The organism is Gloeocapsa sp. PCC 7428 (assembly GCF_000317555.1).
GTDB lineage: Bacteria > Cyanobacteriota > Cyanobacteriia > Cyanobacteriales > Chroococcidiopsidaceae > Chroogloeocystis.
This window is the reverse complement of the sequence record NC_019745.1, coordinates 1,932,827-1,948,293: the sequence shown is the minus strand read 5'-3', so window position 1 is coordinate 1,948,293 and position 15,467 is coordinate 1,932,827. Positions and strand designations below refer to the sequence as shown.

Sequence of the window (15,467 nt, the reverse complement as noted above, 5' to 3'; positions counted from 1 at the left end):
AGTCTCCCACAAGTGGCGGATTTAGGAGCTAACAATTCCCCTAAAAATCCAACAAACCGTATCTTTTTTGCAAGTCTAACAATTTCATCCTGGCTTCCCCTGCATTATCCGCCAAATCGGCAAACTCGACAAACCGCCGTAACTCTTTGCGTAAGAGATTGCGTTCAACTTCTAAAGTTTCGCGGTCCAACTCTGGCGGTAAAACAATCATGTCAAAAATTGTGGCACGTTCTTTGCCTGGATGCGGGCGCAAAACTCGCCCTCGACGCTGAATAAATTGTCGAGGATTTCCCGAACTTGCCAAAATCACCGCCGTTTGAATTGCTGGAATATCCACTCCTTCATCTAAACAGCGAATTGCCACTAAACCTTGCAACTCCCCAGTTTCAAACTGATGACGTAACTTTTCGCGTTCTGATAGTGGTGTTTGGGCGGTGTAGGTACTGACTCGATAACCAAGTTCTAAGCCTAAGATTCTCGCGACAGCTTCAAGTTGATCGTTTGCCGATCGCGATCGCCGATTTTCTTGCGTACCATCGCTGCAATAAAATAGCGTATGCGTCGTTTCGCACCGACTCCTCATCAAATCGCGCAAAGCGTTTAACTTATTTTCCGCCGCACCAATTAACCTTGCGCGTTGCATCAGTAATGGCGTTAAGTCTTCATAATCTAAATTCTCTATCGCAACGTTGTCGCGTTGTTGCCATAATAATGCGCGTCCAATTTTTTTGGTTAACTTCGCGTAAGCTAGACTTTCTGCTTCGGTTAGTTCTACCAAAATCGGATAGTAAAGATAATGTACCAAAGCACCTTGGGCGATCGCATCTTTTAAAGTAAACTCTGGTTGTAAAACTGAACCAAAATAATCAAATAAAGACTGCGTTCCCACATCATCAAAATACCTTTCCGGTGTTGCAGAAAGCGCCAAGCGTAACCCGATGTTGCGCGGTAAACATTCTTCTAATCTTGGTGCGCCTAAGTTATGCGCTTCGTCTCCCACAATTAATGTTTTCTCAGGAAAATATCGCAATTGCGATTGAAAACTATCACTGATGAGCGTCGAATTTGTTGTAATCACAGTCAAAAACCGTTGATTACCAGAACGCACGTTATATAGCTGCGTTGATAGTATGGAATGCCAGCTACGCAAGTTTTCAAAAGCTAACACTGGCTGTAGATTAAACTTCTCGCATTCTTTTGCCCATTGTGTCACCAAATGCTGATACGGACAGACAACAAGCAAAACTTGCAAATCAATTTTTTGATAAAGTTCAGCAGCGATAGACAGCGCTGTAATTGTCTTACCGCTACCCGTTGCCATTTTCAACGTCCCTCTACCATTATTCGCAAACCAACTGGCGACAGCTTGATGCTGATACGGACGTAGGTGAATTGTTGCTGGTATAAGCGGACACCCACGCGGTATCTGATTAACTTGATAGTCGCTTTTGTTTTCTGCGGCGACGACTAATCGCAGTCGGTTGCGGTCGCGCAGAAAGTCGGAATATCGCTTCGCATAGGTTTTATCAGGAGATTGTTGTAAATACATCTGATGCAATCCCAAACTTTCAGCGACTTCCAACTTTCTTTAAGTGTACAGTAATATTATTGAATTGTATAGTATTAATAGATACAAGATCTCCGTTGAGCCATAGCAATCGAGCGGAAGCACAGAGTTATTGCCTCAATGCGCTTTTAACGCTGACCTCCGACCCCCGATCCCTGACCTCTACTTAGTTATAATCGCGCCAAACGCCAACAAGAAGACCTTGTACTTGTACCTGTGTCGCCGCCACCTCAATCGGTCTATATTTAGCATTTGCGGGTTTAAGCGTGACGCGATCGCCGCGCCGGTAAAATCGTTTTAAAGTTGTACCATATCCGTCTACTCGCGCCGCGACAATTGTGCCATTGCGCAGTTTTTCTGGTTCGGATACTGGGCGCATAATCACCAAGTCACCCTCGGTAATGAGATCTTCAATCATACTGTCACCAACTACGCGCAAAGCATACGTATGCGGCGGTAAAAATAAGTTAGAAAAATCTAATTGTTCGACAGTATCCGTGAAAGGTTCAAGTAAACCACCTGCGGCGATCGCACCCAAAACAGGGACACTTTGTTGTGCGCGGTTGAGTATCCGAATTGTGCGGGCTTTACCTTCTGTCCATTCAATATAGCCTTTAAAGCGTAAATGTTCTAAACGGCTTTGAATCGGCGCGGGTGATTTCAAATTCATCGCCTGCATCATCTGGCGAATCGAGGGCGAATGCTGGTGTTGGCGAATATACTCGGTTAACCAGTCATATAATTCTTGTTGAGCTTCGGTGAGAGGTTCCATCATAATTCGGAAGCCAAAATACAAAGGTCTATAAGAACATTCGTACTACATATTTGCCCCGAATAGCAAAAATAGTGAAAAAATAATTTTTCTTGAGAATTTTACAGCCGTGCGATCGCTGTATTTACTCACACTCATTTATTTTAAGGTTGCTACAAATAAATATCACAGCACAAAATAATTAAAATTGTATCAATTTCTGTGCGCACTTATTGACAATTTTTTCTAATTCAGCGTAACCTAATTTCTAGAAAATTTTTGCTAACTCTTCTCAAGTACTATGAACAAGCAATCCAAGGCGGTAGAGCTATTTTTAGCTCTTGGACTTGTTGCGACGACAATGAATGCCTGTAACACGAATACTCCTAGTAGTCCACAAGCAAACGAAGCGCAAACACCCAATTCCACAGTAGCAACTTCGGCAACAGGTGGCGAAGGCGGTGAAGGCGGCGAGGGCTATCAACAATCAACTTTTCAAGATAAACTCAGTGGCGCAGAGTTGCTCAATGCGCTGCGTGATGGTGGTTACGTCATCTACTTCCGGCACGCTCAAACTGAAAAAGATTATGCTGACCAAGTGAGCGCCAAAATGGGAGATTGTTCAACACAGCGAATGCTTAGTGAGACAGGATGGCAACAAGCCAAAACGATTGGCAAAGCTTTTCAAGCGTTAAAGATTCCAGTAGGTCAAGTTTACTCTAGTGAATATTGCCGCGCTTGGCAAACAGCCGATATCGCATTTAATCGCTACCAGAAAGATGCGCGATTGAACTTTGCACCAGCAGAAGACTATACCGAAGCACAAATCCGCCAGATGCGAGAAGCTGTAACGCCATTATTAACGGCTGTCCCTGCAAATGGTACTAATACAGTCATTGTCGGTCACGACGATGTTTTTGATGCCGCAACAGGAATTTATCCCGAACCGCAAGGCGTTGCTTATATCCTCAGACCAAACGGTAGTAGTTTCGAGATTGTAGCAAATATGCTTCCTGAAGAATGGGCAAAATTGTCAAATTAAACAGCAATATCTTCCCAGTGTGCTGCTTTCAGACTCCTAACTTTTATATATATCAAGTCCTGCACCTCTGCTTCCTCAAAGATCAGCTTTGAATCAGAAGCACTCTCACTCTACGCCCAACAAACTTGCTAACAAAGCCTTTTGTGCATGAAGTCGATTTTCTGCTTGATCCCACACGCGAGATTGAGAACCTTCGATGACACCATCGGTAATTTCTTCACCGCGATGCGCTGGTAAGCAGTGCAAAACGATCGCTTCAGCATCAGCAAGACTTAATAATTGTTCGTTAATCTGATACGGCTGAAAGACAGGAATTCTTGAAGTTGCTTGCGATTCTTGCCCCATACTTGCCCACACATCAGTGTATAACACCGCCGCCCCTTTTGCCGCAGCTTCAGGATCTTGGGTGACAGTGACTTCGGTTTTGTTTTGGGCGATCGCTTGCGCTTGCGCGACAACTTTCGCATCTGGTGCAAATTCCGCAGGTGTTGCAACGCGGACATTCATTCCCACCAACGCACAACCTAACATCAACGAGTGCGCTACGTTATTACCATCACCGACATACGTCAACGTCAATTCCTCTAAATTACCAAAACACTCTTGAACGGTTAATAAATCGGCTAATATTTGACAGGGATGCTCTAAGTCACTCAACGCATTAATTACCGGAATTTTGGCGTAGCGCGCAAAAGTTTCAAGTTGCTGCTGTTCAAACGTGCGAATTGCCAAAATATCCAAATACCGATCTAAAACCCGCGCGGTATCTTCTACAGGTTCGCCGCGACTGACTTGAGTGACATCCGGATTCAAATCAATCACTTGTCCGCCGAGTTGATACATCGCGACAGAAAAACTCACCCGCGTGCGCGTCGAAGCTTTGTAAAACAGCAATCCTAGGACTTTATTACAGTGCAGTTGCTTTCCCGCTTTTAATTCTGCTGCAAGTTGCAACAACTGTTTCACTTCATCTGCATCTAAGTCAGCCAAGCTTAATAAATCGCGTCCTGTGAATGCTGCCATGCCAATCCTGGATATTACCTGCGTTTACCTGATAAAGATAAACCGTACCAGATTTTTTTCAGTTAGCCCAGTGAATAGATAGTCGTTTTGTAACAATCAGTAAGTGGGGGAAAATAAACGTAATCAAAAGGTTGGTCACTGGTAACGGGTAACTGGTAATTGGTAAGAATATTGAGTAACTTCCCATTAGCCATTACCGATTACCCAACTTAACAAGAGTGATATTTAATTATGCTCACCTACTTGGCTTTGACAAAAGTCTTGATCCAATGCCTCTATGTTTGCTATATTTAATTATTGTGCTGGTGTAGCTCAGTGGTAGAGCAGCTGATTTGTAATCAGCCGGTCGCAAGTTCAAATCTTGTCACCAGCTTTTGAAGCTCGAATATGAAAAATAGTCGGGGAAACCTGCATAGCTCGATAAAGATTTCTTGAAGCCGCTTCAAGATAACACGTTTGTACACGGCTTTTTTGTACTGTGGCATTAAAGGCAACAGCACAAAAGTCATTTTATGTTAGATAATAAAGCGTTATTCGATTATTGGCACGACAGAGTTCAGTTAAAAAACCACGACAGAATCGCAGCGATCGCCGAACACATACCAACGCAAGTACTGCGTCATGAATATACTAACTATGACCTACTGCGGCAAAGCGCTGAGGTGCAAAAGCTAACAGAACCAGAACGCAGTCGCATAATTGCGATTATCAAATATGAGTGTACAGCACAGGTTCTTCAATATCGGGCTGGTTGTCTACGCGATCGCGCTCAAGAGATTGAACATTCTTACCAAGAAATAAGTCAACACAGATCTCAGTTACTACGTCTTATCAAAGTACTGCAAGAAAAACTTTTCGGCAAAGATCAGGAAGTGCGACAGCTAGAAACGCGCGTGGCTTCTTTGTTGACAGAGAATGAAGCGCTACGATTAGAGATTGAAAACAACAATGCCGTAAAAGAACTACAAAAAGAGTTAGAGCAACTTAAGAAGCAGTACGATGCAGTTGAACAGCATAGCCACAAGCTTGCTAGAAACAATCAAAGTCTAGGGGGAAGAGTTGCACACACAAAACGATATAAGAGGGAACGTGATGAAGCACGAGCTTTAATTGCAGAGAAAGATCGCCAAATATTGACTTTAACCGCAGAAAATGAACAATTGCGCGCAACGAACGAGCAATTTCTCCATAAATTAAAAAAGCTATCAGCAGAACCCACAATGGGGTAAAAATATGAATCTGCAAAAACTCAAAGCTACAGTCTATGAGATCGCCGCAGTTAGTACAATCAAGCAACTTAAGACAAAATATGAGGTTCTTAAATCGCTAGATATGCGCCGTAAAGCCTCTTGGGAACAAGCGCTAGCAATCGTACAGCAACATCAAACAGAATTTACGAGTTGGTTAGAGAATCCACCCGACGAATACAAAGAACTCTTTGCAGAAATCGATCGGGTTGCGGGAAACTATGACAATGAGTTAGCGATTCTTAAGCAAAAGCAACAAGCAATGATGTCAATTGCTGACGATATCAAAGCTTTGGCTGAGGAAATTCAAGATGAAGGCGATCGCTTAAAATACGAAGCTAGACAATCACAGCAAGCCGATTGGAACTAAAATTACAGACGCCTTCCGACTAAAGTCGGGGCTGTTTAAACAAAGTGTGCGGCAAGCATACTAGAGGATAAGAAGGTATGTCTTTGCCCGTCGAGTATGAATAAGTTCACCTACGTGAACTTCGTTTTATTTAGCGGCGAATTCATTCGCCAAGCGTCTAGAGGATCTTTGTTTATCTGGCTGCGAATTCATTCGCCAAGCGTCCAATAAATTAAAATTAAAATCACAGCTTCACAAGATTTATTCTATATTTGCTGTCGCAACGCGCATGACTAAACAACGCGATCCTAAATTACCACCCGCAGATTCTCAAAGCGATGAATCAGTGGTGAATGATTGGAAAAACCAAATTGCCAATTTTTGGCGCAGCACAACATCGCGTTTTTGGCAAGCATTACCTATCGATCCTACACAAACTGTAACGAAATGGTTTAGTATTAGTGACGAGCAAATCGCAGAAATTTTAGCGACAGTCCGCGCTGAATTACCAACAACTGAAGCACTATTAATCGGTAAACCGCAAGCGGGAAAAAGTTCAATTGTACGGGGACTCACAGGCGTTTCAGCAGAAATTATCGGTCAAGGATTCCGCCCGCATACGCAATACACTGAACGCTATGCGTATCCTTCAAATGATTTACCGTTGCTGATTTTTACCGATACCGTTGGGCTGGGAGATGTCAATCAAGATGCGCAAGTTATTGTTGAGGAATTAATCAATTTACAGCAAGAAAGTAACCGCGCGCGAGTTTTAATTCTTACAGTCAAAATTAATGATTTTGCCACGAATACGCTGCGACAAATTGCTACACAACTGCGTCAGAAATATCCTGCCGTTCCCTGTTTGCTAGCTGTAACGTGCTTACATGAGGTTTATCCTCCAGGTACCGAAGATCATCCTCCGTATCCACCCAACTATACCGAAGTGAATCGCGCTTTTGCAGCACTGCAAGAAACATTTAGCAGATTGTGCGATCGCGCCGTGATGATCGACTTCACGCTCGAAGAAGACGGCTATACTCCAGTATTTTATGGCTTAGAAGCTTTACGCGATACCTTAGCAGATCTCCTCCCCGAAGCCGAAGCGCGGGCAATTCATCAATTATTAGATCAGGAAGTAGGCGACAAAATCGGCAATCTCTACCGCGATGTTGGGCGGCGTTACATTTTGCCGTTTTCAATTATGGCAGCGACACTCGCCGCCGTTCCGCTACCGTTTGCCACAATGCCCGTACTAACAGCATTGCAAGTATCAATGGTCGGGCTACTCGGAAAATTGTACGGACAGACACTAACGCGATCGCAAGCGGGAGGTGTCGTTAGTGCGATCGCAGGTGGTTTCTTAGCGCAAGCGATCGGGCGCGAGATCGTGAAATTTATTCCTGGTTTTGGCAGTGCGATCGCCGCGTCGTGGGCAGCTGCTTATACTTGGTCATTAGGAGAAGCCGCGTGTGTTTACTTTGGCGATTTGATGGGAGGGAAAAAACCCGATCCGCAGAAGATTCAATCGGTAATGCAAGAAGCGTTTCAATCGGCAAAAGCACGGTTTAAGGGTATTAAGTCTTAATGGTGAAGGTAATTGGTAATTGGTAATGGGTAATGGCTGGTGATTAGTGATTGGTGAAAGATCAAGCATTATTTTAATAATTCTCCCCTGCTTCCTCTGCTTCCTCTGCTGCCTAATTTGTAGCAACTTTAAAGCGAAACGATATAAGTGGTTCTAACTTTTATACTGTGGTGGCGGTACGATACCGAGTTTAGATAAGCCTGCATCAATATCTTTCAGGAGTTGAAAATCTTCCTTGGGTAATGGCGATGTATCGTGTCGTTCTAAAAAGTCAAATGCTTGCCTAAACTGCTGCGATCGCGCTTTAATCGGTGCGTCAAAATGACAAGGAATAATCCACTCAAAATTCCAACTTGCTACTTTATTAGCCCAACCGATAGTTTCCTTGGGCGCGCGATTGAGAATCAGAGTTTGCAGAATCGGTGCAACAAATAAACGACCATTGCCGCATAGCGCATCGAAAGATCGTTGCCAATTCTGTGTCCATTTGAACGGAAAAAGCCCAAAATAGTTTTTACGCGAACGATCTGGTGCGATAATCGCCTTGCGCAATACCTCACCCCAGCCTACAACGTCGAGGACGCTAGGGCGAAAGTACAAAGCAAATAGTGCAGTACGTTGCCATCCTTTGCGGCGATTAGCCTGGGTATCTGCGATCGCGTCTGTTGCACTATCTTTAGCATGAAAGAGTAGCGGATAAGGATCGAGTTGCACAATCGCGGGTGGTTCTTCGGGTACAGACACTACCGAGTCAGTCACAAGTAATATACGCGATTCCTTGTGAAAAAACGCAACTTCAGAAAATCGCCCTGGTCCAAGTTCAATTGCACCAAGAATAGCATAGTCACACTCATCGGCAAAAGGCGCTTGGCTACTATTTTGGGGTAGTACGTGCGTGCGTTTAGGTGGAAACCCTAACCAACTGAGCGGTAAATTCAGCGGAAAACTCCACTGATTCGGCGCAACAAATACTTGCGCGTTAGGAAAGCGACGGGCAAATGGACCTACAAAAACTTTATGTTCTATTCCTGAGATTGTTGGTAAAATAATATACTTGACGTCGCCGTGTTCGGCAACCAATTCATTGACAAGCCGGATGCACTCAGGAGTCGGTGCAACCGGTGCATAGATTAACAAGCCTTGCTCAAGCTTCACAACAGTCATGCGAATTGGCACGACAACGTAGAAAATTCCTTGAACTTGGTCAAAAGTCCAAACAGTATCTTTAATAACTTCTTTGCGAATCGTTCGTCGCTTGCTAAACGGATACAGTGGCACAACGAACCAGAACCACCAGGCGAAGTCGTTGCGATGAGATTTTTCTAGTGTGTCCTGCGCGTTCATTGTCGTTTTAGCTATTCTAGTTCCTCCTGTGAATCAACATTATTGGATGTTGTGCGACATCGCCATTCAAGGAGATCTCCTAGAATACTATGTTAACTGCAATACTAAAAGCTTGATGTCAGCTATCTCAAGTATCACGCAATAGATGAGGTGGTAGAGGATGTGTATGTACAAGCTGACCAGTCGCGAGGTACTCTAGTTCTTCAGGAGTTGATTGGCGATTGAGAACCTCGTTGCGATGAGGATGACGACCAAACCGCGCAATGACATCTTGATGTCTGCCCGCTTGCGCAGCAGAAAATTCTAACAAAGCACGATACTCCTGTGGTGCCTCTTGCGCAAGCTCATCGGCAAGCTTAACCGCGAGTTCTAAATTATTAAGATCCTCAGAATGTCCTAGCGGTAATAAAAAGAACGTCTTTTCCCAAGGAGTTTCCAGCGCAGTGTAGTGACCGATGTTAATTCCTTCGAGCGTCAATAGGCAAGCTTTCTCATCTTGTGCGAATGCTTGCGCCGTTCCTCGATAGATTGTTCGCGAAAATTGGTCGAGAATAATGATCAGTGCCAATCGCGATCGCGCCTCACTCGCCCACGTGTCAAGTTCACCCCGTGTAGCTTGTTCTAGCAGTAGTGCAAAATGCTCGGTTATATAGGCATCCCCACCCCCACGAAACCACCATTCCCATTGACGAACCATTGTCGCGCGATCGCAATTTTTTAGCAGGTTAGGAAACCAGAATCGAAGCACATCTTCACAACGTTGATCCATCATGAACCCGCCTTCGTGCTGCATATGTGAGTGCATTATAGTTTACCTGCCGAAGTCACCTCATTGGGTATTTAGCAGTAGTAAGCTCCACAAACGTAATATTAAGGTAGTGATTACTATAATTCCCCTGATTGCACGTCTTACGAAGGCTACCAAATAAGGGTTCAAGATTACTTGATGATTTCTTCCACAGATAACTCAGCGGGCTAACGCTCCTACTATGCCGCCACTACTCGATTTTTCTGAGCTTCTCCATAAGAATAGCTTGCACCTCACCTTCAGGATCAGTAAGATCGAATGGGTAAGGTTGATATGGGGTACTTGGATCGCGACGACTCATAAGCACTTCCAAAGCTGCTCTGAATGCTTGATCGTCATTTCGGTGTGCTGAAATATACTGCTTTAGTTCAGCATTGGTCATTTGATGTAGGTCTTGTGTCATAGAACAAAATCCCAATTGCCATCCTGTTTTATTATTATCGCAAGTTCATCAGCCATCCCAGCTTGAATGTAAATTGTTTTCAGTTTCTGGTCATAACGAAAAACTTGAATTGGTTGATACAGGTTGGACAATAACTGGCAGAGAAATATTGCTGTATTCGATTGTTGCGGTGTTGGCAAGCTACAACTCCATCAATATAACAAATTTAGCCAATTAGATGGCAATGCTATGGTAATCGGCTGTACGCTATCCTACTCAACTCAAATTTTGTGCGATCGCTCCTTATTAACATCCTCATCATGCCCCGATCAAGAAACACTTCTACCAAAACTTTGATGTTTAACTATAGTAATTTTATCTAAGTTGTAATTTTTTTTTGAAACGAACCGCAGAGTCACAGAGAGCACAGAGGCAAGAGATAAGGAGAGATTTTCACAAACAATTTATGATTACTGTATTTGTTTTATTACTTGGTTTGAAAGATATTTTGCACCATTTTTTTATCAACGCTTGCCGTTACTCGATCTAATTCTGCAATCTCGTTAGCATCCAATTTCCAACCTAAAGCACCAATATTTTCTTTTGCTTGTTCTACTGATTTCGCGCCAGGGATGGGGATAGTTCCTTTGCAGATACACCAATTCAGTGCTACCTGCGACATCGTTTTGTTTCTTGATTGCGCTATCTCGCGCAGACATGATAAAAGTGGTTGAGTTCCTGGCAGTAACTGTCGAAACAATAGCCCGCGAATACCTTTTGGGAAAGAACTTTTTTCAGAGTATTTTCCTGTGAGGATACCTAGTGCTAGAGGACTGTAGGCAATTAGTTTGATTCCCAGTTCATCACAAACATCTTTTAATCTCAACTGCGTTACAGGATACGTAGATAGCAATGAATATTGAACTTGTAGAGTTGCAATTGGTACTCCTCGCTCTGTAAATCTTTTATGCACCCATTGCAGTCGTTTTGGTCCATAATTAGATAATCCTACACCTTTCACTAATTCCTGTTCGTAGAGTTCTGCAAGACCATCTAAAAGCGCACCTTCTTGCCAAGGCGCATAATTGGCTGTAGACCAATGCATCTGTACCAAATCGACGTTTCGCCCCAAACGTTGAGCAGAAAATTTGCCAGCTTTCACCATCGACTGACGTGTTAATCGCCAAGGATACGCTGCTAGCTTAGTTGCAATGCAGATGTCTTCTTTACCCACACCGTCATACTCTCTAGTAAAACGTCCCAACAACGATTCGCTGCGCCCGTTTAAGCGCCCAGTTCCATAAGAATCACCTGTATCAAACAATGTGACACCGTTACTCACGCAAAGGTTAAAAACGGCTTGCAATTGACTATCCATGCTTTCGTTGTAGCCCCAAAGCAAGCGATTACCCCATGCCCAAGTACCACAGCCCATTGTTGGGAGGATAAGTTGTTGGTGCATAATTATGACTATTAGCTTTTATCTATCGTACTAGCGATCGCCTACTATACCTCTACATTTCTGCCGCTTGAAAAATCACAGAGTTGCATTTCGATAACAATTCCATTGTGTAGCTCATAGCGTCTGCCGTTGTCTTGATGCCACTTGACAAATTCTGTAAAGCTCATGCGTTCCGGTAAGGTTTGAATCATTGCCACCCACGATCGCACTTTCTTCCTCATCCTATCCCGCAGTAAAGTAAAATTATCTCTTATTCGGCACTTAACATAGACTCATCCCATGCTGTGCGACTATTTAGTACAAATCCTGACTGCTCGCGTGTACGATGTCGCGCAAGAAACACCACTTGATTATGCGGCAAATTTATCCGCACGGTTGAATAACAAAGTTTTCCTCAAGCGCGAAGATATGCAATCGGTGTTTTCTTTTAAGCTGCGGGGTGCTTATAACAAAATGGTAAATTTACCACCGGATATGCTATCACAAGGTGTCATTGCTGCTTCGGCGGGAAACCACGCCCAAGGTGTTGCTTTAGCTGCAAGTTATTTGGGCACACGCGCATTTATTGTGATGCCAGTAACAACACCTCAAGTTAAAGTTGATGCAGTGCGATCGCGTGGTGGAGAGGTAGTTTTACACGGCGATACCTACGATGATGCTTATGCGTACGCCCGACAATTAGAAGCCGAAAAAGGTTTGACGTTTATTCATCCGTTTGACGACCCAGAGGTGATTGCGGGACAGGGAACGATTGGGATGGAAATTCTGCGGCAACATCAGCAACCAATTCATGCTATTTTTGTTGCGATTGGCGGTGGGGGATTGATTTCGGGAATTGCGGCGTATGTAAAAAGGTTGCGCCCAGAAATTAAGATTATTGGTGTTGAACCTGTCGATGCAGATGCGATGTATCAGTCGCTCAAAGCCGGAAAACGAGTGCGATTGTCACAAGTAGGTTTATTTGCGGATGGCGTTGCGGTGCGCGAAGTCGGCGAAGAGACATTTCATTTGTGCCAGCAGTATGTTGATGAAATTATGCTGGTTGATACAGATGCTACGTGTGCCGCGATTAAAGATGTGTTTGAGGATACGCGCTCAATTTTAGAACCTGCGGGAGCGTTGGCGATCGCTGCTGCAAAAGCTTATGTCGAACGCGAACAAATTCAGGGACAAACACTCGTTGCGGTAGCCTGCGGTGCGAATATGAACTTCGATCGCTTGCGGTTTGTTGCCGAACGTGCAGAACTCGGCGAACGTCGCGAAGCTATCTATGCAGTTGCTATTCCCGAACAACGCGGTAGTTTGCGGAAGTTTTGTGAATGTATTGGCAAACGCAACTTAACCGAGTTTAACTATCGCATTGCCGATCAAAAAGAAGCGCATATTTTTGTAGGAGTGCAAATTCAAAATCGTGCGGATCAGGCTAAGTTGGTGGAAACGTTTGAAATTTGTGGGTTTAAGACGATTGACTTAACTGACGATGAACTCACAAAATTGCACTTACGACACATGGTTGGCGGACATTCGCCGCTGGCACACAATGAGTTACTCTACCGTTTTGAATTTCCCGAACGCCCTGGCGCATTGATGAAGTTTGTCGGTTCAATGAGTCCTGATTGGAATATTAGCTTATTTCACTACCGCAACAACGGTGCAGACTACGGGCGGATTGTTGTCGGAATGCAAGTACCACCGCATGAGATGGAACAATGGCAAGCATTTCTCGATACTTTGGGCTATCGTTATTGGGATGAAAGCCAGAACCCAGCCTATAAGTTGTTTTTGGGGTAATGGGTAATATAGTAGAGGTCAGGAATCAGAGGTCAGAGGTCAGAGATCAGTTGACAGTGAAGAGAGTGTGGGAAGACTTTGTCAACTGTCAACTGTCAACTATCAACTTAGCGTGTTCGATGTCCTAACTATTCCTTCGACTAGCATTTAGCTACACAGATGCTAGCAGCTAATCGCTCTTTAACGACCATCCAATTACCAGTTACCAATTACCAATTACCAAGCTGAACCTGCTTAACTAATAATTGCATCTACTGATACAGCGATCGATGGAAATGCTAAAGGATAAATTGTGCCTCCTGCTAACGTAAACTTGGAAGCGTATCCATCTTGGCAATCGCGAAAGACAATAAGTTGTCTTTTTCTCAAGTTAACTACCCAGTATTCCGCAATTCCAACTTCAGCATAAATTTGACTTTTGGTTTCTAAATCTTTCTCTAAGCTGGAATCTGAGTATTCAATTAGCCAAAAGATATTCTCTGGATAGGGATGATGCGATAAGTACTCGCGCCCTAATCTTTGAACGACCCCAATATCAGGTTCAGGTTCAGAATTATTAGGCAGCGTAATCGGTTTACTTAAACGAACTGTAGCACGTTCGCCCAATAATCGGATTAAATATTCCCCAGCTTCACTACTGAAATAGGCGTGTGCTTCTCCCTCCGGTGGTATTTCAACAATTTCTCCCCGCAGCAGTTCTACACGCCGCTTGTCCAAAATGCCTGCTGCAATCATCCGATGATAGTCGTCTATTGTCCACTTGGCTGTGGTGAGTGCCATAGGAATCGCATTGTTCTTTGTTCACATCATAACTCAATCAATTAGTGACTCCAACGCAAAGATTCAAAGCTAGCAAGCCCAACTAAAATTACAGCAAGTATTCCGATCAGAATATAGGGAGCTAAGATACCAAACCATATCAATACAGCACAAACTAACACAGATAGCAAGCGAATGCTTAAAATTTGTTTTGGTAGCGATCGCGGTGATGCCCATTGAACCGTACTGAGTCCAAGTAAAAATAACGCAACTCCACCACAAAGTACTGTCCGCGCCTCGATTGTGAGTCCTTCTTTGGCGGCTGCGGCTTCGAGTCCGGCTTGAATGCCGACTCCTGTAGCGACAATACCAGCAAAAACGAGAACATGACTATAACCATACACATACGAAAGCAATAAGGCTCGCTTACCTCCTCGAAGTGCTTGGTTAATTACTGTAGTATCAGTGCGTTCAAAATACATCCACCACAGACTCACCGCCGCGATAAAACCGCTGATAGCTGCGATCGCAGTGTGCCATTGCCAATTTTCTTCGGTAAAACCGCTAGCTACCGCGAGGATTGCCTCACCGAGTACAATGATGACAAATAACCCAAAGCGCTCATCCATGTGCGATACTTGCGCTGGAACCGAACGAATTGTTGCATAGGTAATGGGTCCATTACTAATTTCGATGAATAGTGCAATTCCCCAAAGCACAAAGCGCATCGGTTCAGGGACAACAATTGAAATAAGCCACAAGACAAACGCAATCGAGAAGCTAATTGTGTAGCGTGCAGTCAGTTCCCTTGACTGGGGTACAAAGCGCCAAGCTTGAATGTATAGAATAATAATCACTAACCGCAATGCCGCATAGACTGTGGCAAACTCTGCTGAACCACCATGCAACGCTTCTGGAATCGTTATCGCTAGAACGATGATACCAAACATGACTCCTAGCATTGTCAAGCGGTAGGAACCGCGATCGACATCAAATTGATCGGCGTAATAACTAAAATCGATCCACAGCCACCACACGGGTAAGAATAGTACGGCAAAGTTGCCAATACCTGCCCAAGTCAATTCATCGTGTAGAACGTGCGCGAGTTCAGCAATCGCAACAACAAAAACCAAATCAAAAAATAGTTCTAACCATGTTGCATGACGTTCGCCGCGATCGCCTTCAGCGCTGTAAAGTCGCAGGGTTATTCGTTGTCTATTCATCTTTGCGCTCTCATCCCAAAACCAGAGAACTTGTACTTTTTAGTATTATTAATCGGAACATCTTAACCCCTGTGTATCCTAATTGCTAGGAAGCCATAGTTAAGGGCTTAAAGTTGCTGCTGGTAACGCAC

The 15,467-nt window shown here is 44.0% G+C and carries 16 protein-coding genes and 1 tRNA gene; 7 read left to right on the top strand and 10 right to left on the bottom strand.

All coding sequences use genetic code 11. From position 1 onward, the window contains the following. Positions 1 to 40: 40 nt before the first annotated feature. Complete coding sequence (locus tag GLO7428_RS08575) at positions 41 to 1,549, bottom strand: DNA phosphorothioation system restriction enzyme (protein WP_015188172.1); 1,509 nt, start codon at positions 1,547 to 1,549, stop codon at positions 41 to 43. A 184-nt stretch (positions 1,550 to 1,733) separates the two neighbouring features. Next, on the bottom strand, positions 1,734 to 2,339 hold the full coding sequence (lexA, locus tag GLO7428_RS08570; protein WP_041918564.1) for a transcriptional repressor LexA: 606 nt from the start codon (positions 2,337 to 2,339) through the stop codon (positions 1,734 to 1,736). Positions 2,340 to 2,619: 280 nt separating this feature from the next. Between lexA and GLO7428_RS08565 the strand changes: the two genes are divergently transcribed. Then, complete coding sequence (locus tag GLO7428_RS08565) at positions 2,620 to 3,360, top strand: histidine phosphatase family protein (RefSeq protein ID WP_015188170.1); 741 nt, start codon at positions 2,620 to 2,622, stop codon at positions 3,358 to 3,360. A gap of 105 nt (positions 3,361 to 3,465) precedes the next feature. Here the strand turns inward: GLO7428_RS08565 and argF are convergent, their stop codons facing one another. Then, on the bottom strand, positions 3,466 to 4,383 hold the full coding sequence (gene argF, locus GLO7428_RS08560) for an ornithine carbamoyltransferase (protein WP_015188169.1): 918 nt from the start codon (positions 4,381 to 4,383) through the stop codon (positions 3,466 to 3,468). Between the two features lie 301 nt (positions 4,384 to 4,684). On the opposite strand from argF, the gene GLO7428_RS08555 reads away from it, so the two are divergent. The 4 genes from GLO7428_RS08555 (at position 4,685) to GLO7428_RS08540 (ending at position 7,567) form a co-directional block, all read left to right on the top strand. Further along, positions 4,685 to 4,756: transfer RNA gene (locus GLO7428_RS08555), tRNA-Thr, on the top strand. 139 nt (positions 4,757 to 4,895) lie between these two features. Then, positions 4,896 to 5,612 carry a hypothetical protein gene (locus GLO7428_RS08550; protein ID WP_015188168.1) on the top strand — a complete coding sequence of 239 codons (717 nt, stop codon included), beginning with the start codon at positions 4,896 to 4,898 and terminating at the stop codon, positions 5,610 to 5,612. Between the two features lie 4 nt (positions 5,613 to 5,616). Next, on the top strand, positions 5,617 to 6,000 hold the full coding sequence (locus GLO7428_RS08545; RefSeq protein WP_015188167.1) for a hypothetical protein: 384 nt from the start codon (positions 5,617 to 5,619) through the stop codon (positions 5,998 to 6,000). 268 nt (positions 6,001 to 6,268) lie between these two features. Further along, on the top strand, positions 6,269 to 7,567 hold the full coding sequence (locus GLO7428_RS08540; RefSeq protein WP_015188166.1) for a YcjF family protein: 1,299 nt from the start codon (positions 6,269 to 6,271) through the stop codon (positions 7,565 to 7,567). A 153-nt stretch (positions 7,568 to 7,720) separates the two neighbouring features. Here GLO7428_RS08540 and GLO7428_RS08535 read toward each other — a convergent pair whose 3' ends face one another. The 3 genes from GLO7428_RS08535 to GLO7428_RS08525 form a co-directional block, all read right to left on the bottom strand. Continuing rightward, positions 7,721 to 8,911: a DUF4336 domain-containing protein gene (locus GLO7428_RS08535; protein WP_015188165.1), complete on the bottom strand. Its 1,191-nt coding sequence runs from the start codon at positions 8,909 to 8,911 to the stop codon at positions 7,721 to 7,723. A 127-nt stretch (positions 8,912 to 9,038) separates the two neighbouring features. After that, positions 9,039 to 9,716: a DUF924 family protein gene (locus GLO7428_RS08530; RefSeq protein ID WP_015188164.1), complete on the bottom strand. Its 678-nt coding sequence runs from the start codon at positions 9,714 to 9,716 to the stop codon at positions 9,039 to 9,041. Positions 9,717 to 9,909: 193 nt separating this feature from the next. Next, on the bottom strand, positions 9,910 to 10,122 hold the full coding sequence (locus GLO7428_RS08525) for a hypothetical protein (protein WP_015188163.1): 213 nt from the start codon (positions 10,120 to 10,122) through the stop codon (positions 9,910 to 9,912). A gap of 123 nt (positions 10,123 to 10,245) precedes the next feature. On the opposite strand from GLO7428_RS08525, the gene GLO7428_RS27710 reads away from it, so the two are divergent. Next, positions 10,246 to 10,458 carry a hypothetical protein gene (locus GLO7428_RS27710; RefSeq protein ID WP_155823629.1) on the top strand — a complete coding sequence of 71 codons (213 nt, stop codon included), beginning with the start codon at positions 10,246 to 10,248 and terminating at the stop codon, positions 10,456 to 10,458. Between the two features lie 130 nt (positions 10,459 to 10,588). On the opposite strand, the gene GLO7428_RS08515 is transcribed toward GLO7428_RS27710, so the two are convergent. Then, entirely contained in the window at positions 10,589 to 11,563 is a 975-nt protein-coding gene (locus tag GLO7428_RS08515; RefSeq protein WP_015188161.1) for an aldo/keto reductase, read from the bottom strand. A gap of 44 nt (positions 11,564 to 11,607) precedes the next feature. After that, positions 11,608 to 11,772, bottom strand: a complete 165-nt coding sequence (locus GLO7428_RS27705) for a hypothetical protein (protein ID WP_155823626.1) — start codon at positions 11,770 to 11,772, stop codon at positions 11,608 to 11,610. Positions 11,773 to 11,842: 70 nt separating this feature from the next. On the opposite strand from GLO7428_RS27705, the gene ilvA reads away from it, so the two are divergent. Beyond that, positions 11,843 to 13,354, top strand: a complete 1,512-nt coding sequence (gene ilvA / locus GLO7428_RS08510; RefSeq protein ID WP_015188159.1) for a threonine ammonia-lyase, biosynthetic — start codon at positions 11,843 to 11,845, stop codon at positions 13,352 to 13,354. Positions 13,355 to 13,588: 234 nt separating this feature from the next. On the opposite strand, the gene GLO7428_RS08505 is transcribed toward ilvA, so the two are convergent. After that, positions 13,589 to 14,134 (bottom strand): Uma2 family endonuclease, encoded by a 546-nt coding sequence (locus tag GLO7428_RS08505; RefSeq protein WP_015188158.1) that lies wholly within the window; start codon positions 14,132 to 14,134, stop codon positions 13,589 to 13,591. Positions 14,135 to 14,175: 41 nt separating this feature from the next. Beyond that, the gene (locus tag GLO7428_RS08500; RefSeq protein ID WP_015188157.1) at positions 14,176 to 15,336 is read right to left on the bottom strand and encodes a low temperature requirement protein A; all 1,161 of its coding nucleotides are present in this window, start codon (positions 15,334 to 15,336) and stop codon (positions 14,176 to 14,178) included. Positions 15,337 to 15,467: the final 131 nt, after the last annotated feature.